The sequence below is a fragment of the Pseudomonas sp. LBUM1678 genome, assembly GCF_059695575.1.
This window is the reverse complement of sequence record NZ_CP166775.1, coordinates 469,327-487,864: the sequence shown is the minus strand read 5'-3', so window position 1 is coordinate 487,864 and position 18,538 is coordinate 469,327. Positions and strand designations below refer to the sequence as shown.

Genomic DNA, 18,538 nt, shown 5'->3' with positions numbered 1-18,538 from the left:
GCCGACATATTCTTATAGCACTTGGCCTTCATGTCTCTTGTCAGTCAGTGTCGCAATGATGCAACCTTGCCGCAGGCAACAGTAAAGAGGGCGAGAGCCCGGCGCGATCAGCACATTCGAAGCGAGTTTCCCTCAATGAAAAGCCAACCTGATGCCGCCAGCCGTATGGTGGCCGAGGTAGTGACGCAATTGCCTGTGCCCTCGCGGCTCGGCATGCTGCGTTTCGAACGGCTGAATGAAGCTAGCTGGGCACTCCTGTTTCTCGATCCCAATTGCGAACGACAGTTCGGTCTGCCGGCCGTGGAGCTCTGCGCCCTGGTCGACTCGCCTTACGCCAGCCTGATGGAGCCCGAAGCGCGCTATCAACTGCACGACGCGATTCAGCAACAACTCAGCGACGGCCCGCATTACCTGATCCGCTACAACCTGCACACCGCCAAAGGCTCTCTGAGCCTGCTCGAATTGGGCGAAGCCTACCGCCAACACAATCGACACCTGCTGCGCGGCTACCTGATGGTCGTGGACGGTTTGTTCGAGGGTGAACCGCTGCTGCCGTCGCTGGACCTGGAAACCCAGAACTCGCGCCTGCAAATTGCCCTGGAACTCAATCAGCGCGCCCAGCTGGAACAGCTGCAGCATCTGGACCGGGTCCGCGCGCAGCAAGACTTGATCCTGCTGCTGACCCGCCAGCGCTACAGCACCAACAATTCCCTGCAAGAAGCCGCCGAACTGATCACCCGCAGCGCCTGCGATATCTACGAAATCGACTGCGCCAGCCTGTGGAACCTCGAAAATTCGATGCTGGTGCCGATTTCGGCCTATCACCGCGCCTCCGGGGAATACCTACTGCCGGATCCGATCGACGTCAGCGGCTTTCCGGATTACCTCGACGCCTTGCACAGCAGCCGCGCCATCGACGCCCACAACGCGATGCGCGACCCGCGCACCCGGGAAATGGCCGAGAGCCTGCGCCCGCGCGATGTGAACGCGATGCTCGACGCCAGTATCCGCATCGACGGCCAGGTGGTCGGCGTTCTCTGCCTGGAACAGACCGGCGCAACCCGCGCCTGGCAGTCGGACGAAATCGCTTTCGCCGGCGAGTTGGCCGACCAGTTCGCCCAAGTCATCAACAACCACAACCGCCGCACCGCCACCAGTGCCTTGCACTTGTTCCAGCGTGCAGTCGAGCAAAGCGCCAACGCCTTTTTGCTGGTTAATTGCGATGGCGTGGTGGAATACGTCAACCCGAGCTTCACGGCGATCACCCAGTACAGCACCGAAGAAGTCCACGGCCAGCGGCTGTCGGAACTGCCGGCACTGGAAAACCTCAGCGAGCTGCTGTTCGACGCGCCCTCGGCGCTGGCCAAGAGCAACAGCTGGCAGGGCGAGTTCAAGAGCCGCCGTAAAAACCTCGAACCCTACTGGGGCCAGTTGTCGATTTCCAAGGTCTATGGCGACAACCGTGAGCTGACGCATTACATCGGCATCTACGAAGACATCACCCAGACCAAACTCGCCCAGCAGCGCATCGAGCGCCTGGCTTACACCGACAACCTGACCAACCTCGGCAACCGCCCGGCGTTCATCCGCAACCTCGACGAACGCTTCGCCCGAGACAGCGACACGCCGATCAGCCTGTTGCTGGTGGACATCGACAACTTCAAGCGCATCAACGACAGCCTCGGTCACCAGACCGGCGACAAACTGCTGATCAGCCTGGCCCGCCGTCTGCGTAATAGCTTGAGCCCGAGCGGCAGCCTGGCGCGGTTTGCCAGTAACGAATTCGCCGTACTGCTGGACAACACCGGCCTCGCGATGGGCCAGCAAGTCGCCAACCAGTTACTGGCGACCCTCGACAAGCCGATGTTCGTCGACAACCAGCTGATCAGTGTCACCGGCTCCGTGGGCCTGGCCTGCGCGCCGCTGCACGGCCGCGATCCACAGACCCTGATGCGCAACGCCGGCCTGGCGCTGCACAAGGCCAAGGCCAACGGCAAACACCAGGTCCAGGTGTTCACCGAAGCGCTGAACGCCGAGGCCAGCTACAAACTGTTCGTCGAGAACAACCTGCGCCGCGCCCTGACCCAGAACGAGCTGGACGTGTTCTATCAGCCCAAACTGTGTCTGCGCAGCGGACGCCTGCTGGGCATGGAAGCGCTGCTGCGCTGGAACCATCCGGAAAAAGGCATGATCCGCCCGGACCAGTTCATCAGCGTCGCCGAAGAAACCGGCCTGATCATCCCGATCGGCAAATGGATCGCCCGCCAGGCCTGCCGCATGAGCAAAGACCTGACCGCCGCTGGCCTGGGCAATCTTCAAGTGGCGATCAACTTGTCGCCCAAGCAGTTCTCCGATCCGGACCTGGTGGCGTCCATCGCCAACATCCTCAAGGAAGAAGCGCTGCCGGCGAACCTGCTGGAGCTTGAGCTGACCGAAGGCCTGCTGCTGGAAGCCACCGAGGACACCCACTTGCAGCTCGATCAGCTCAAGCGCCTGGGCCTGACCCTGGCCATGGATGACTTTGGCACCGGTTACTCATCGCTCAGTTACCTGAAAAAATTCCCGATCGACATCATCAAGATCGATCGAAGCTTCATCCACGAAATCCCGGACAACCAGGACGACATGGAAATCACCTCCGCGGTGATCGCCATGGCCCACAACCTGAAACTCAAGGTTGTGGCTGAAGGCATCGAGACGGCTGAGCAACTGGCCTTCCTGCGGCGCCACCGCTGCGACGTCGGCCAGGGCTACCTGTTCGACCGACCGATCCCGGGCGCCGAGCTGATCGAAAAGCTCAAGCGCTACCCCCGCGGCCCGCTCGTCTGAGCACACCGCAAATCCCCTGTGAAACACCCCCAATCCCTGTGGGAGCGAGCCTGCTCGCGATAGCGTTGGATCAGTGGCGTGGATGCGGACTGACACGCCGCCATCGCAAGCAAGCTCACTCCCACAGAGGCAAACGGGTAGTGCGTAACCGGCCGGCATTGGGCAAACTGCGTGTCTGACAATTTACATTCAACCTGACTGAGGGGACTGATGATGGTCTTGCGCTCGGAAATCCTGGTGAACAAAAACGTGCTCCCTACCAAAGAACAAGCTCTGCCTGGCCGCGAATCCCCCATGACCGTGCCGGAAAAACACTTCGTCCACGACGCCCCGCTGCTGGGCCCGTTTGCGATGGACGTGGATTTCGCGATCTTCGGCCTGGGCTGCTTCTGGGGCGCGGAACGCAAGTTCTGGCAACGTGAAGGTGTGGTCAGCACGGCGGTGGGTTATGCGGGTGGTTTCACGCCGAACCCGACGTATGAAGAAGTCTGCTCGGGCCTGACCGGCCACAGCGAAGTGGTGCTGGTGGTCTACGAGCCGGCAAAAGTCAGCTACGAAGAGCTGCTGAAAATGTTCTGGGAATTGCACAACCCGACCCAAGGCATGCGCCAGGGCAACGACATCGGCACGCAGTATCGCTCGGTGATCTATGCGACCAACCCGACTCAACTGGACGCCGCCAGGCACAGCAAGGACGTGTTCCAGGCCGAGTTGACCAAGGCCGGGAAAGGCGAAATCACCACTGAAATCGACGAAGCGCCGACGGTCTACTTCGCCGAGGCGTATCACCAGCAGTACCTGGCCAAGAACCCTGAAGGGTATTGCGGGATTGGCGGTACGGGCGTTACCTGCCCGATCTGATCTAGCGCAAACCTGTGGCGAGGGAGCTTGCTCCCGCTCGGCTGCGAAGCAGTCGTAAATCGGTAGGCGGGTTCTTACTGAAAGAACACCGATACCGACTTTAGGGCCGCTCCGCGCCCCAGCGGGAGCAAGCTCCCTCGCCACAATTTCTTGGCTTACTCAGCAATCAACCAATCCATCTGCCACCCACCCTGGGTCTGCCCAAGCTTCTTGGACAACCACGGCAGCAACTCACGCAATTCCTCTTCCAGCCCCCACGGCGGATTCGCAATCGCCAACCCGGACCCATTCAAACTGTTCGGCGTGTCCAGCGGATGCACCAGCAACTCCACCCGCAACAACTTCGGCGCGCCACTACCAGCCAAATCCTGATAAAAACGACGCAACATGCGCTGGTCCTTCACCGGGTACCAGATCGCTGCCACGGTTTGGCGCATCCGGCCAATCGCCTCTTTCAGCGACGCCGCACACCGCTGCATCTCATCCAGCTGCTCAAACGGCGGATCAATCAACATCACCGCCCGCTTCTCCTGCACCGGCAACATCGCCCGCGGCACATGCCAGCCTTCGCCCAAGTGAACCTTCACCCGGCGATCACCGGCCATGTTGTCCTTGAGCAGCACGCCGTCCTCCGGGTGCTTCTCGTTAAGCATCACCCGATCCTGCGGCCGCGTCAGACGCCGCGCCAGCTCAGGCGAACCCGGGTAATAACGCAACTGGCCATCCGGGTTCATGTCGTGCAGCACCTTCATGTAATCGGCGGTCAGCGCCGGCAAATCCGGCTGATCCCACAACCGCGCAATACCTTCCAGGTACTCACCGGTACGGCTCGCCTGGTCGCCCTGCAAGTCATACAGACCAATGCCAGCGTGAGTGTCGAGATAGGCAAACGGCTGCTCCTTGCGCGACATCAGGGCGATGAGGCGGGTCAAAGTCAGGTGTTTGAACACATCGGCGTGATTGCCGGCATGGAAGGCGTGACGATAATTCATGATTGCTCCTGCGAAGGCCGGGAAGTTTACCTTGTACCGAGGCGAACGTCAGGGGTTCGCGGCTGAGCGGGCGTTCGGTCTAGCAATCGCAATCACTCCCCCGCGCCGGAGCCACCGAAGTCTGCGATTTTTTGATCTTGCTCATTTGGCGAGCAACATCAGGTCACACTTTGCCAAAGACCTACCATCGTGAAGCTTACACATGAGTGCGAAGATCGGACCGACCTGACGCCCGTAAAATGGAGATTTACATGGGACGGAAAATGATTGGTATCGGTGCGCCTACCTCAACCGGCGGCACCGTACTGGAAGGGAATGTCGGTATTAACATCGATTACGCTGTAAGCACCTCATCCATTGGACACTTGGCAAGTTGCCCAGCCTGCAGCAAAGGAAAAGGCCCCATCGTCGCGGTCGGTCCCAGAACCATTACGTTGCCGGCCGGATTGGTTGCCCTGGAAGGTGACTACGTTGCCTGCGGCTGCCCTCCACAATCCAACAAGGTGATGTCCGCTCAGTCATCTGTATATGGCGGAGCAGAACACAACAAAGCAGATTTTTCAGGCACCACTGCCCTGCTGAATCGTCCCAAGTCCATCACCGATATTTCCATGTCCTATGGCGATGAGCAGGTTCCTGTTGAGTCAGTTTCCCGGTTTTACACCGACTTGAATATTCATGTGAAAACCTCGGGTTATTTGCCCGGCGATACGGTCACCGTCAACATTAGCGGACACACCGAGAAAGTATTGACAGGGATAGTTGGGGCCAAAGGCGTAGCCATCATTCCAAACGCATTTGGAAGCGAAATCATTGACATGGAAGGGGAAGCATAATGGCTCAAGTTGTCATCAATGCTGGCGGAGTGTCTTCCAGCATCTCGGTTAAAAGGCCTCGCTTCAGCACTCTATGGAACGCATATGCAGAAGTAGGTCATAAGGGCTCAGTCGAGGTTTACGGACTTGTCGGAGGCGGAGTCGAAGCGGCAAGAGCGGAGAAGCCTGATGCTTATGCGAATGCCTGCGCATTGAGGATAAGCAGAGCGTTTAATTACGGCGGCTACAAAATCCCCAAAGGCACGATCATACAAAACCAGCCCATCTATCGACTGAGTGGAGCGGACCAGCTGCCTTACATTATGAAGGTGGTCGATTTTCTCGCCTTTCTTAGACACAACTGGGGCGAGCCCGACCATACGCTGACGCAAACCAATTCAGATTTTATAAATGGAAAAAAAGGCGTCATTGTTATGGAAATCACCGGATGGAGCGACGCGTCAGGCCACGCAACCCTTTGGAACGGGAGCGCGACCGGTGATGACAGTGACTACCACAGGCAAGACAGCCATACCTATGACAATCCAAGGGTAAAGCTGGAAAAAATAAACTTTTGGGAGTTGAAGGGATGACACACTCGCGGCTAATTGTGCTGGCACTGCTGCTCGTTGCAGGGCAAACCATATCTGCTGAAATCAATATCGATAAGGCGCGAGAAACGCTTAAAGATTATGGATTGGCCAACTGTATTTCCAGCCAATTCAAGGACGAGTCAGACATCAAATCGGACATTAGACTTGCGATTGGCGCCTACTCGTCGATGGGCAAAGGTCAGCATCTGATCATTCAAAACGAGGACACCCTCGAGGTCACACACGACCCTTACGCAGAAACCGAGAAGTACATGCGTAATGCCTATGCAAAGACCTCATCCGTCAGCAAGCATTCTGATAAAAAAATGGTCTTTTATGGTTGCCTTGAGGTTTACAACTCCAGGGAATTCGACACATTCATTCAGTCTCAGGATCAATACCTGCCAAAGTAGATCATCAAAATGAGTAAGGACGATCCTTCCTACAATCAAACAGGAAGGATCATTCTTATTCAGATGCTAGGGCCGAGCCTGCAACCGCCGCCCAATCACGTCCAGCACATCACAGCCATCGCGCAATGGAATGGCGCAGAGCAAAGCGAAATCACTCAGGATGAACGACTCACACTCGACCGAACCGCGCATCGACAGGTTCTCAAGCACCTGCGTGACGGCGCGAATTCGATAGCTGGCAGCGTCATATAAAACATCGAGCGGCGCGTGGGTATCGACGAACAGCGTGGGCATGTCGTTGCAGTTGCTGGTGAGGGCCATGAAGCGGTTATCGGGATGGGGGACTGGTTTTTCGTAGGGTGGATCGGGGTGAAGATTTTTCATTTGAAGCTCCCAAAGAAGAATAGGAGCTGCCATCAGCCTTCCTACAGGCTAGGGTGGCAGCTATACGCGAGGTAGGAATATCGAGACCTTTGGGAAAACTCGACCACGCCGAAGCGTGCCCGCGCATAGCCGCCGCAAATGATCTTACGGACGCCTGTTAACGGCCGCAAACCAAGCATTGACGCTAAGAGCATCCCATCGGTCTTGAAGGGTTCCTACACCCCGCCACTGAAATTTCAGTGACAACCAAAGACTATCGATGGAATTCATTTCAAACCAGTTCATGGAAACCGCCGCGACGTGAAGGAAAATTCCGACGAGCTTGTCCAGAAATTTCGTCACGCACCCGCATCGATGTATGGAGAATCTTTAATAACTTGCAAGCTAAAGCATCCCGAAAATATGTTCCAACCAAACTCGCCCTGACGTCCATGCATAGGGGTAATAGTAGGAACATCCTATTTCTTCAAACAAGAATGCTTGTAGTTCTTCTTCACTCTGGACAGTGCGCAAAACGACCTGTAACTCGTCCTTTACCTGAGAAATCGTTTTTAACGATGATTCAGCAACGAATGATCGAACGACATCATTCTCAAGCTCGTGATCACAATGCCAATCTTCATGGAAGTAGCCCGCAAGGAATTGGAATAACGCGGGAAATCTAGTGCTCATTATTCTGCACACCCTGATCCCTAGGTTAAGTACTAACCCTCACCAAGTTGAAAAATCCTCCTGACTCGCTTTATACAGATCATCAACCCACGCCTCGGATAACTTGAGGTACACATCTTCAAAAAACGCTCTAGGATTTTTCATTTCATTCCACCCAAGAGGTAGTAACGAATGAGACATCGGATCATGTTCCAAAATTTCAGCAAAAACACTCGAGTCACCATCAAGAGCCTCTCCCAACACAAAGAACAAAACAAACTTGTGCCGATAACTCAAAGCTTCGAAGCGCTTGACAATAAACCGAGATATTAAAAATTCTCTATCTGAAGGACAGTCAGGGTCGAACGCCAACAACTCAACCCCAAGACTCTCCTCGCGATCATATATATCGAACCCACCGAGAAAGTGCCCAAGGCTTGGGTTATATGGAACATTCAGATACGGATGCATCAACATTAGATTTTCTCTATCGGGTAAAGCGCTATAGGCTGCAGTGTCTCAAAGTCGAATTTCATCTCAAAGGCATTCATCTGAGGAATAAAACGCGGATTTGCTGGATCTAAAGGATTAGGCTCATATCCCTGACCTACATTTTCAGCCTCCATACCTACTAACAAATTTCCTTTACTATCCTCCCCAGTAAAACGAGACATTTTTCTAGCCTCCCTTGTCATCGCTTCATTATAAGCATTCAGCTGCGCTGTATAGCTTATAAACTTAGAGCTTGGAACGGCTCTCCACCTCTTTCTTTCACCATGAAGTTCGCAGCTAGTGGTTTGCTGCTGAACAGCAGAACCCGCACTCTTCGCCAAACTCTTACACGTAGCTCGCAGTATAGAAATCAATTTTTTAGGTATTAATAACGTCATTTTTCAAAAACCGACTATAACGAAACACAATAAAATACATAAAAGCAAAAATAGAGAAAGCGGGCAGATTTATTTTGCCCGCAAGTTGCGCAACCTCTGTCAGAAAGACACGTCTATTCGATCTACCTGAATTTTTACAAATCGCCCGTTCAGATGAGGATAGTCATAGTGAATATCCTGATCCGAAAAATCAACAAAAGATCGAAACACTCCCCCATCCAAATACCCATAAAGCGCGCATGAAAATCCGGCATCTTTCATTTGTATCAGTGTAGTGACGGGCCCCTCTGCCGCAGCAATAACATCGTTGTCGGGAAGCACCAAATCGAACTCAACGTCATAGGTTTCTCCCACTTCAATTTTTGATGGGCAGTAGCTTGCGAAGCATTTAATTTCCAAACCTTTAACGAGCAACAAGACTTCGTCCTCGTCCACCGGATCTACTGCCAGCACTACTACTTCATATCTATTAGTCATTCGCTGGCCTCACTAATTTATCGCGTGCATTACCATTTATAGTTTTCCAGAATTCTTTTCCGCTTTTCGTGTGCAACGTCGTAATTTCCTGCTTATCATTTGTGCCTACAAAAGCGAACTTTGCTTCACCTTTCCGATTATTGCCTATCAACTGCAAATAACCCGTGCGAATTTCATTTTTGTATTCGTACTCCACACGCGTGCCATGATTCACAACATCGCGGGTTATCAGTAAATACTCTTCTTTGCTCATAGCCTTAAATTCTGCGCCGTGCTTTTTATAGTGCCTAATCAGCTTTTCTTCATCAGCAAAATTTTGAGGGCGTGTTTTTGGTTTAGGAACCTTCCGCTCACCTTCATCAACCTTAACCCCAGTCGTAACATCCGGCGCCTCACACCCAGCCTTACCCGACTGCGGACAATTCCCGCTCAACCCCAACGGATCAACCCACCCCGTCGGATTCGGCGTGTACTGGTACTGATTCAGCCCACCCGCCAACTTCACCGGGTCCGGTGTCAGATACCGTCCAACCTCCGGATCATAGTACCGATGCCGGTTGTAGTGCAGACCGCTCTCCGCATCAAAGTACTGCCCCTGAAACCGCAGCGGTTGCTCAAGTTGCTCGCCCCCGCCGAACGTCTGGTGCGTGACTTTGCCGTAGGCGTTGTACTTCGCCGACCACACGATCTCGCCGCCAAAATCGGTCAGTTCCTGCGGCGTGCCGAGGTGGTCGAGTTGGTAGTAGAACGGGCAGGCCTTGCGCGGGCCTTTGCCGTCGAGCATGGCCAGTGGTCGGAAGCTGCCGGGTTCGTAGACGTAGCTGCGGTAGTGCTCGCGGCTGCTTTCGGCGATGAGGTTGTCGCCTTGCCAGAAGAACTCGGTGGTTTTGCCGTCGACGGTTTTGGCGATGCGGCGGCCGAAGGCGTCGTAGCGATAACTTGAGCAACGTCCGTTTGGCATCGTGACGCCGACCAATCGGTGTTGGCAGTCGTAGCGGTATTCGGTGACGAGTTTTTGCGCGGTGCCGCGGCGTTCGCGGATTAGATTGCCGAAGGCGTCGTAGTCGTAATGCCGGTCACCTTGCATCAGCAGGCGATTGCCTTTAACGGTCGCCAAACCGGGCCGATCCTGCATCAGCAGGTTGCCGGCCGGGTCGTGGGCGAAGGTTTCCGGTGGGTCGTCGCGGGTGTGGCGCACCCGGGTCAGGCGGTTGAGCGGGTCGTAGTAATAGCTGCGTTGGCCGTGGCGGCTGTCGGCGATGGTCGCGAGGTTGCCGTTGACCGCGTAGCCGTAATGGCGCATGTACAGCGGTCGGGTTTGCTGGTTGATCGCGTGGGCTTGCAGCCGGCCCTGTTCGTCGTAGTGGTAGTGGCTGGTGAGCTGGCCTTGCTGGCGTTGTTGTTCGCGACCGAAGGCAAACTGGTGAGTGGTGAGCCGCGCGCCGTGGAGGTCGATGGCGGTCAGCGCGCCGCCCTTGGCGTGGTGGTAATCGAGTTTGCTGCCGTCCGGCAGGCGCAGGCGGTTGAGCTGGCCGCAGGCGTCATAGCCATACCGCAACGTGCCCCAACCTTGATGCTCGGTGATCAGCCGGTCCTGATGGTCGTATTCGAATTCCAGCGGATGGTCGTGGCCGTCGTCGACGCCGATCAGTCGGCCGAGGCTGTCGTAGCGGTATTCGACCTTGATGCCGTCGGGCAGCGTTTTGACCAGCAACCGCCCTGCCGAGTCTCGTTCATAAGCGGTGACGAGTTGCGAACCATCGTCGCCGAACTCGGTTTTCTCCAGCAGGTGGCCGTTGAGGTCGTAGGCGTACGCCGTGCGTTGGCCGTCGAAGCCGGTTTCCTGTCGGATCAATCCGCCGGGCGTGTAGTCCAGGCGATATTTTTCGCCAGATTCGTTTTCGATTTCCGTGAGCAACAGCTGCGCGTTGTCGTAGCGATACTTGAGCTGGGTGCCATCGGCATTGAGGCGGCGGCTGACCAGGTGCAGATCGTCGACGTATTCGTAGCGCGTAACGCGGCCCAGTTCATCGCGTTCGGCGGTGATTTTTCCGTAGGCGTTGTAGCTGAAAGCACGGACAGCACCGGTAGGCAGTGTCGTCTGGATCAGTCGGCCGACGGCATCCCATTGGGACTTGGTGACCGCACCGTGTTCATCCTGCCGGGTAATCTGCCGCCCCAGCGCATCGTAGGAAAACCGCCGCTGACCGCCGTCCGGCAGCGTCTCTTCGACCAGTTGCCCCAAGCCATTCCAGACGAAGACATGCCGACTGGTGTCCGGGTAGCGGATCGACAGCAGCTGACCTTTTTCGTCGTAGTGATAGTGGGTGACGTGGCCGTCGGGGTCGGTCGCTTCGGTGATGTCGCCCTGGGCATTGCGCTGATACTTCCAGACGGCTTTGCCGCGATAGCGCGCGTACAGGAAACCGTTGCGGTACTCGTAGGACGTTGGTTCGTCTTGGGGGGGAATCAGCGCCACCAGTCGTCCGACTTCGTCGTAGCGGTATTCGGTGACGGCGCCGAGCGGGTCTTGCTCGGCAATCAAACGACCCTGGTCGTCATAGGCCTTGAGGTGTTCGCCGCCGCCCAGCTCGACCTTGCGCACCAGCCGCGCCTGCTCGTCGTGGACGTAAACCTCTTCGCTGCCGTCGATGTTGTGGACGGTGACGCTGCCCTCGTCATCCCAGAGATAACGCGCATCCATTTGTGAAAACGACGCCCAGTGGCGGATGCATCGGGCAGCCTTGCCGGACCTTTCCCACTCCCAGAAGAAACTCGCCCCACCGGCCAGTTGCCGCTGGAGGATGACGTGCTGATCGTCGTAGTCGTAGCGCTCGCTTTCGCCGATGGCGTTGGTGGCTTCGATGAGTCGGGCGCGTTCGTCGTAGCGGTAACAGACCAGTGTTTGCTCGGTCTGCCAGGCTTCTTCGAGGGTCTGGGCGGGGACAAAAACCTGATAGTCGACGGCGACCAGATGGCTGCGTTCATAACGCAGCAACAAGGCGCGGCCGGCACCGTTGTCGAGTCGCTGGATGCGGTCCTGGCGGTCGCGGGTGATGCGCAGCCGGTTGTCGTAAGCGTCGCTAATGGTTGTCAGAAAACCATTATGAAAATGGTAGAAACGTGCCTCGTCGCCGGCGACGGCGAGGATCAGTTCTTCGGGTTCATTGCCGAGGTAAATCGCGGCGCGCGAGAGGCTGTTGTGAATTGCCGGGCGTGCGCTGCTCGGCAGCGGGAACGTGGTGCGACGGTTTTCGTGGTCGATCCAGATGACGGTGTCGCCGTCGATTTCCAGCCGATGGGATAACGAATGGCTCCAGCCGAAACCGAGGCCGCAGTCGATCTCAGCGGCGCTGGTGCGGTAGAGCCGGGTGAAGTCGAACGGCAGAATGCCGTCCAGCGAACCGTCGGTGAGGGTCAGCAGTTCTTCACCGGTGACCATCGAGACCGGGCATTTGTTGGTGGCGGTTTTATCGACGGAATCGGCGCTGTCGCCGTTGGGGTTTTTCGCTTGATCCGGGACGTTGTCGTGGTGTTCGTTTTGCTTAAGCGTGGTGTTGCGCTTGGCATCCCAGCGCAGTTGCATGCGACCTTGTTTCAGGCCTGCCGCCACACCGCGCGCGGCCACTTTTTTGTAGCGATCAACATAAGTAATGAAGCTGTTGATGATGTTGAAGATCGCTTTGACGAAACCCACAACAGCGTCGGCGATCCGGGCGCCGTAGTTGGCAAGGCGCATACCCAAATAGGCAATGCCTGCGCCTGCACCCGCAAAAGTCAGAACTACTCCGATCAGAATATCGATGAGCAGTTGCACCACCACGGTTGAAACCGCTTCGGCCGTTTTTCCGGTGATTTCGCTGGGAGGCAGCATCTCCAACCAGAGGCTGGCCGTGCGCAACAACAGACAGAGGGCCGCTTCATCGCTGACCAGCAGTTGGACCTTTTCCATCGTTGCCGGGAATTTCTCCGCCAGTTCGGCCAGTTGGGCGGCACCGCTACCCAGGCGGTCAACGAACTTTCGGGGATCCTGGAAAATGTCCGAGAGCAGGCTGATGCTGTCCCACACACCAACAATCGCGGCCCAACTTCCAGCGAGCATTCCGTTACCCGCGGCTGCAAAAGCCGACTGCGACCACTGCGGCTTGAACCCTTCCCACTCCTTGCGCAGCCAACCTTCCAGTTCCGAGGTCAGGCCATCGTAAGAGGAAAAGAGATCCTTTATTTGTGCCGGGGTCACTTCACTCTGGACATGGACGCGATAGAACTTGCCGGCCGTGCCTGTAAATTTTCCTCTGCCCTGTTCATCGAGCGTGACCGGTTTGCTCTCACCACCATCCATGGCAATCACATCGACTGAAATGTTCCCCAGCGGAATGTCGTAAACCGATTCAAACTTGCTCTCGATCTCCAGAATCCCGCTTTCCGGGCACTGCGCAACACTGGAGAAAAAATCATCATCACTTTTGCTTACGGACTTACTGGTATTCCCCAGTTTGATCTTCCGCTCCATGTCCATCAGCGACGGCATGTCCGCAACCCGGCTAACCCTGTCCGCATTCCGGCTCAAGAATTCGCCAAGCTGCTCGCGATACAAAACCAACGTGTCTTTAAAACCGTCGAGCTCCTGCTCGATACGCACAATCTGATCCATCAGTTCAGCTCCGCCATCAGATAATCCACCAAGGCTTGTTTCGGTGCTTGAGGCAGGTCGGGCGTCTGCAGAAAGATCGCGACTTTGTGCCGCAAAACGGGCTCAGAAAACGCCTCAAAAAGATCAGGACGGTCCTCGCTTAACCACTTCACCAAGTTGTTGATGCGGGTTGTCGCGGACTCGGCGGCGAGGTCTTCGAGCAGCGTTTCAGAAACTTCCCACCACGGAAAAACCTGGGAAGTTTTCAATGCACTGCCGCCGATATCGAGCGGCTGCCCATTGATCAAACAGCGGTCAATCACCGGCATTAACTGCGTGGCGTTAACGTCGGCAGATTGAAGAATCGGCAACAGATAACGCCCATCCCAGAAGCGGAAAAACACCGCATTACCGTTGGGCAACAGAACTTGTGTGAGGCTGCGCAGATGCTCGACCAGCACCTCTTGAGAGGCAGAAGAAACCGCCAGCCAACCCCAGTCACAAGACTCGGTCGTGGCGGCCCATTCGAGAAACCCATTGCCAACGGCGACGATTCCGACATAGGGCATCACCGGTTCCCACTCGGCATACGGGGTGTCGGCCCAGATCGGGCTCGGCGCTTGTGCCGTGGTCGTTTGCTGCCAGGCGTTCAGCGGCTGCGCAGCACTCGCGCTGCCGAAAATCGCAAATAACTGCTCGGACGGTTTGAGCGGTTGGCGTTCCAGCCAGGCGTGGGGGGACAAGCGATCAGGCTGCACAGACACCGTCCTTACAACGCTCGCATTCTTCGCAGAACGGCGCATCGCTTTGCAGGCTCATGATCTGTGCAGCGCTCAGCAGGGCGGCCGGGGCGGCGGCGAGTTTCAACGGCGCATTCGGCGACACGGGCGCGGCAGCCATCGCCGGCATCAGCGCGCCCCCAACCTGAATAGGCACACTGCTGAAAATCCCGCCCGGGCCAATGTTGATCCACTGTCCGCCCGCCTGAATCGTCGCGCTGGCGCCGCCGTCGATCACCACTTGCTGACCGGCGCTGACGTGGAATTGCTGACTGGCGTTAAGCGCCTGACTGGTCACGCGGATGTGTCGATCGCCGACCACCAGCAGGTGATCGTCGAGCTTCACTTCGGTCTGACGCTGGCCGTGGGTGATGCGCTGTTCGTCAGCCTTCAGCTCATGGCGAGCTGTTCCCGTGACGACGATGCTGCGCTGGTTATCGACCTGCACCTGTTGATCGTTCAACACGTGCTGTGTCCAGTTTCGCTGGGCGCGCAGGTAGATCTCCTCGGCCCCTTTGCGATCCTCGATGCGCAACTCGTTGTAACCGCCACCTCCGGGACTGCTTTGGCTGCGGAAAATACTGCGGGTCTTGTCGGCGGGCAGATCCAGCGGCACCGGTGTTGCGGCGTTGGGCAGGCACCCCATCACCAGCGGCTTGTCGGCATCGGCGTCGATGAAACCCACCAGCACTTCCATGCCGACTCGGGGGATCAGCACGCTGCCGTAATGGTCGTGGGCCCAGCCCGTGGCGACTCGCAACCAGCAACTGGAATGTTCGTTGAGCTGACCGTCGCGGTCCCAGGCGAGCTGGACTTTGACCCGGCCATGTTCGTCGCAATGGATTTCGCTGTCAGACGGGCCGGTGACCACGGCAGGTTGGTAACCGAGCATGCGTGGCTTTTCCGGCCCCAGCGGTGGACGAAACGAAACGTCCCACGGCGTCGCCAGAAAGGTATTGCGGTAGCCCTGGAAGTCATCCGGGTCGTCGCTGGTGGCCGACTCTTCCAGCACTTGCGGCTGTCGGCCACGGTGTTCGATTGCGGTGATCAGCCACAGGTCGTTCCACGTCTGACGCGGATGCTCGGCAAGGTGCAGGAAATGTCCGCTGACCAACGCAGAATCGTCGCCGCGACCTTCGGCCTGACGAAAGTCCGTGTTGTGGCGCTCCAGCGCTCTTTGCGTCAGTTGTTTGCCGTATTCGCGATCAGTGAATTGGCCGGGAAAGTGGTAGTCCTCCAGCACCGGGCGCTGTTCGCTGTCGACACGGTTTTCAAGTTGCAGGCGCGGCTTCTGAAAGTCGTAATCGCGACGGGTAACCGCCGTGGTGCGGGTCTCAAGTCGTACGTTGAATCGCTTGATGGCCGGCGCATCCGCCGCCATGCCGCTGCCTGGCAGGTACAGCGTCGGCTCGGGCAGACGCGGGAACACCGTTTGATCGTCGCCGAACACCAGCAGATGCCCGTCGGGACTGTGCTGGAAGTGGTAATGAATGCCGATCTCGGCACACAGCCGCTGGATAAACGCGAGGTCGCTTTCGGCGTACTGCACGCAGTACTCGCGAGGCGCGTAGTCGCTGCCGAGTTGAAATTCGAACGCATCGCGCTGGATGCCATGGTCCTTGAGGACCTGCGCGATGATCGCCGGCACGCTTTTGTGCTGGAAGATCCGCTGATTGATGCGCTGACCGAGGTAGGCCAGCCGCGGTATGAGACTGATTTGGTATCCCGTCAGACGTTTCCCGGAGTCGCTTTGACCGACGCGAAAGATCTGACCGTGTATGCCGCAACCTTGTGCATCGAAACTCAGAAAGGCCTGACGATGCAGCAGGCTTTCGAGCTCGATGTCCGGCCGGTCGCTGACCAGTTCCAGGTCAAAGCGGTAGGGTTGGCTGATGGCTTCCGTGCCCGTGAACTCAAGCACTTTGAGCTCATTCTGGACGCCGTCGATCGTCAACGTGAAACGCGGTTGATTGGCAGGAGCGAACATCCGATGTGTCTCTGCAGAATGAAGGCGGGCGATTCTGCATGAGCGACAAGGGGTGTTGAGGGAGGGACAGGAAAATCAGATTTGCCCTACTTTTTTAGAGATTTATCCTTCAAAAATAGGTGCGTTTGGCTACAGACATTTCCCTCAAGACCACTACCAAACACTGTGGGAGCGAGCCTGCTCGCGATTGCGGTTGTTCATTCAACATTGATATCGACTGACTCGACGCTATCGTCGGAACGCCGCCCGGAGCAGGCTCGCTCCCACAGGGGATCTGCGCCACGTCCTTCACAATCGGAAGACAAAAAAACGGCCCGCCTCCAAAAGGAAGCGGGCCGTTTTCATGTTCGGCAAAAGGTCAGAGCATCAGCTCATCCCCATCACTTGTTCAGGCGGAAATCAGCCTCGGCAGCGGCGAAGCGCTGCAGCATGCCGGCAGTCGGCGCGCCCAGTTTGCTGACGATGTAGATCGCCAGGCTGGCGAAGATGAAACCAGGGATGATTTCGTACAGGCCCAGCAGTTCGAAGTGTTTCCACACGATCACGGTGATCGCGCCGACCAGGATGCCGGCCAGTGCGCCGTTGCGGGTCATGTCTTTCCAGATCACGGAGATCAGGACAACCGGACCGAAGGCAGCACCGAAACCGGCCCAGGCGTAGCTGACCAGACCCAGTACACGGTTTTCCGGGTTAGCGGCCATCGCGATGGCGATCAGGGCAACCAGCAGCACCATGGCACGACCGACCCAGACCAGTTCAACCTGGGAAGCGGATTTACGCAGGAAGGTTTTGTAGAAGTCTTCGGTCAGGGCGCTCGAGCACACCAGCAACTGGCAGCTCAGGGTGCTCATTACGGCAGCCAGAATGGCCGACAGCAGGACACCGGCAATCCATGGGTTGAACAGGATTTTCGCCAGTTCGATGAACACGCGCTCGTGGTTTTCGGTCACTGGTGCAGCCAGTTCAGGATGCGCCGAGAAGTAAGCGATACCGAAGAAACCTACAGCGACGGTGCCGCCCAGGCACAGGATCATCCAGGCCATGGAGATGCGACGTGCTTTAGCGATCGACTTGACCGAATCCGCCGCCATGAAACGCGCGAGGATGTGCGGCTGGCCGAAGTAGCCCAGGCCCCAGCCCATCAGCGAAATCACGCCAATGAAGGTGGTGTTTTTCAGCATGTCGAAGTTGCTTGGATCTTGCGCTTCGATGGCCAGGAACGTGGTATCAACACCGCCGGTCGCCAGCAGCACGATGATCGGCGTCAGCAACAGGGCGAAGATCATCAGCGTGGCTTGTACGGTGTCAGTCCAGCTCACTGCCAGGAAACCGCCGACGAAGGTGTAGGCAATCGTCGCCGCAGCACCGGCCCACAGCGCTGTCTCGTAGGACATGCCGAAGGTGCTTTCGAACAGACGGGCGCCGGCCACGATGCCGGATGCGCAGTAGATGGTGAAGAACACCAGGATCACGACGGCAGAGATGATCCGCAGCAGGCCGCTTTTGTCTTCGAAACGGCTGGAGAAGTAATCCGGCAGGGTCAGTGCATCGCCGTTGTGCTCGGTCTGCACGCGCAGACGGCCGGCGACGAACAGCCAGTTCAGGTAAGCACCGATGATCAAGCCGATGGCGATCCAGCTTTCGGAGAGACCGGACATGTAAATAGCGCCCGGCAGGCCCATCAACAACCAGCCGCTCATGTCGGAGGCGCCGGCGGACAATGCAGTCACGACGCTGCCCAGGCTACGGCCGCCCAGAATGTAGTCAGAAAGGTTGTTGGTGGAGCGATAGGCCATGAAGCCGATCAGCACCATTGCTGCGATGTAGATCACGAACGTGATCAGTGTTGGATTGCTTACGCTCATTAAGTTACGCCCTGGCTTTGTTTTTATGTAGCGGCGGCTGGTGAACCGCGCGCAAACGACGACGTTTGACAGACGATTTCAGGTCCCGCGCATTTATGACTGATGTTTCCCCAGGAAAGCCATCAGCCGGCACACCTGTCTTTTATGACCGGTTGCACCTTGGCCGCGAATGCTATTCAACAAAGCAAATAAGGTGCAACCCATTTTTTGAGAATAAGTTGCACCTAGTCGGATTTACCTGAAAAAGCCCTGTTTTTGCTCCCTTTTAGGACAGTCCATGCGGTTTTCTAGAATTAAAAGCACCAAGCAGGAGCGGTACGTTCGTACCGGAATTTATTTCCTGACGAGCTGCTTAATATTCCGACAAAA

At 56.8% G+C, this 18,538-nt stretch carries 15 protein-coding genes; 5 read left to right on the top strand and 10 right to left on the bottom strand.

Annotation, left to right across the window (positions count from 1 at the left end; all coding sequences use genetic code 11):
- The first annotated feature begins 135 nt into the window (after positions 1-135).
- On the top strand, positions 136-2,829 hold the full coding sequence (locus ACA070_RS02220; protein WP_497449861.1) for a sensor domain-containing phosphodiesterase: 2,694 nt from the start codon (positions 136-138) through the stop codon (positions 2,827-2,829).
- Between the two features lie 213 nt (positions 2,830-3,042).
- The gene (msrA, locus tag ACA070_RS02215) at positions 3,043-3,690 is read left to right on the top strand and encodes a peptide-methionine (S)-S-oxide reductase MsrA (RefSeq protein WP_497451901.1); all 648 of its coding nucleotides are present in this window, start codon (positions 3,043-3,045) and stop codon (positions 3,688-3,690) included.
- Between the two features lie 155 nt (positions 3,691-3,845).
- On the opposite strand, the gene ACA070_RS02210 is transcribed toward msrA, so the two are convergent.
- A complete protein-coding gene (locus ACA070_RS02210) occupies positions 3,846-4,682 on the bottom strand; it encodes a 23S rRNA (adenine(2030)-N(6))-methyltransferase RlmJ (RefSeq protein WP_462028872.1) in 837 nt (278 codons plus the stop codon).
- A gap of 251 nt (positions 4,683-4,933) precedes the next feature.
- On the opposite strand from ACA070_RS02210, the gene ACA070_RS02205 reads away from it, so the two are divergent.
- The 3 genes from ACA070_RS02205 to ACA070_RS02195 are packed head-to-tail and all read left to right on the top strand — an operon-like array spanning position 4,934 to position 6,503.
- Complete coding sequence (locus ACA070_RS02205; protein ID WP_497449860.1) at positions 4,934-5,518, top strand: PAAR domain-containing protein; 585 nt, start codon at positions 4,934-4,936, stop codon at positions 5,516-5,518.
- On the top strand, positions 5,518-6,090 hold the full coding sequence (locus ACA070_RS02200) for a type VI secretion system amidase effector protein Tae4 (RefSeq protein WP_497449859.1): 573 nt from the start codon (positions 5,518-5,520) through the stop codon (positions 6,088-6,090). Before ACA070_RS02205 ends, ACA070_RS02200 begins: the two co-directional genes overlap by 1 nt.
- Positions 6,087-6,503 carry a T6SS amidase immunity protein Tai4 family protein gene (locus ACA070_RS02195; protein WP_497449858.1) on the top strand — a complete coding sequence of 139 codons (417 nt, stop codon included), beginning with the start codon at positions 6,087-6,089 and terminating at the stop codon, positions 6,501-6,503. The genes ACA070_RS02200 and ACA070_RS02195 overlap by 4 nt, the downstream gene beginning before the upstream one ends.
- 66 nt (positions 6,504-6,569) lie before the next feature.
- Here ACA070_RS02195 and ACA070_RS02190 read toward each other — a convergent pair whose 3' ends face one another.
- The 9 genes from ACA070_RS02190 to putP all read right to left on the bottom strand — a co-directional run bounded on the left by ACA070_RS02190 (position 6,570) and on the right by putP (position 18,169).
- Positions 6,570-6,887 (bottom strand): hypothetical protein, encoded by a 318-nt coding sequence (locus ACA070_RS02190; RefSeq protein ID WP_497449857.1) that lies wholly within the window; start codon positions 6,885-6,887, stop codon positions 6,570-6,572.
- Between the two features lie 384 nt (positions 6,888-7,271).
- Positions 7,272-7,559, bottom strand: coding sequence for a contact-dependent growth inhibition system immunity protein (locus ACA070_RS02185; RefSeq protein ID WP_497449856.1), 288 nt, complete (start codon positions 7,557-7,559; stop codon positions 7,272-7,274).
- Positions 7,560-7,598: 39 nt separating this feature from the next.
- The gene (locus tag ACA070_RS02180) at positions 7,599-8,015 is read right to left on the bottom strand and encodes a hypothetical protein (protein ID WP_497449855.1); all 417 of its coding nucleotides are present in this window, start codon (positions 8,013-8,015) and stop codon (positions 7,599-7,601) included.
- A complete protein-coding gene (locus tag ACA070_RS02175) occupies positions 8,015-8,428 on the bottom strand; it encodes a hypothetical protein (protein WP_497449854.1) in 414 nt (137 codons plus the stop codon). Before ACA070_RS02175 ends, ACA070_RS02180 begins: the two co-directional genes overlap by 1 nt.
- 99 nt (positions 8,429-8,527) lie before the next feature.
- Positions 8,528-8,905 (bottom strand): UCP019853 family protein, encoded by a 378-nt coding sequence (locus tag ACA070_RS02170; protein ID WP_497449853.1) that lies wholly within the window; start codon positions 8,903-8,905, stop codon positions 8,528-8,530.
- On the bottom strand, positions 8,898-13,559 hold the full coding sequence (locus ACA070_RS02165) for an RHS repeat-associated core domain-containing protein (RefSeq protein WP_497449852.1): 4,662 nt from the start codon (positions 13,557-13,559) through the stop codon (positions 8,898-8,900). Before ACA070_RS02165 ends, ACA070_RS02170 begins: the two co-directional genes overlap by 8 nt.
- Positions 13,559-14,296 carry a DUF4123 domain-containing protein gene (locus ACA070_RS02160; RefSeq protein ID WP_497451900.1) on the bottom strand — a complete coding sequence of 246 codons (738 nt, stop codon included), beginning with the start codon at positions 14,294-14,296 and terminating at the stop codon, positions 13,559-13,561. Before ACA070_RS02160 ends, ACA070_RS02165 begins: the two co-directional genes overlap by 1 nt.
- Positions 14,286-16,304, bottom strand: a complete 2,019-nt coding sequence (locus tag ACA070_RS02155) for a type VI secretion system Vgr family protein (RefSeq protein ID WP_497449851.1) — start codon at positions 16,302-16,304, stop codon at positions 14,286-14,288. Before ACA070_RS02155 ends, ACA070_RS02160 begins: the two co-directional genes overlap by 11 nt.
- Before the next feature lie 380 nt (positions 16,305-16,684).
- Complete coding sequence (gene putP / locus ACA070_RS02150; protein ID WP_497449850.1) at positions 16,685-18,169, bottom strand: sodium/proline symporter PutP; 1,485 nt, start codon at positions 18,167-18,169, stop codon at positions 16,685-16,687.
- Between the last annotated feature and the right edge of the window lie 369 nt (positions 18,170-18,538).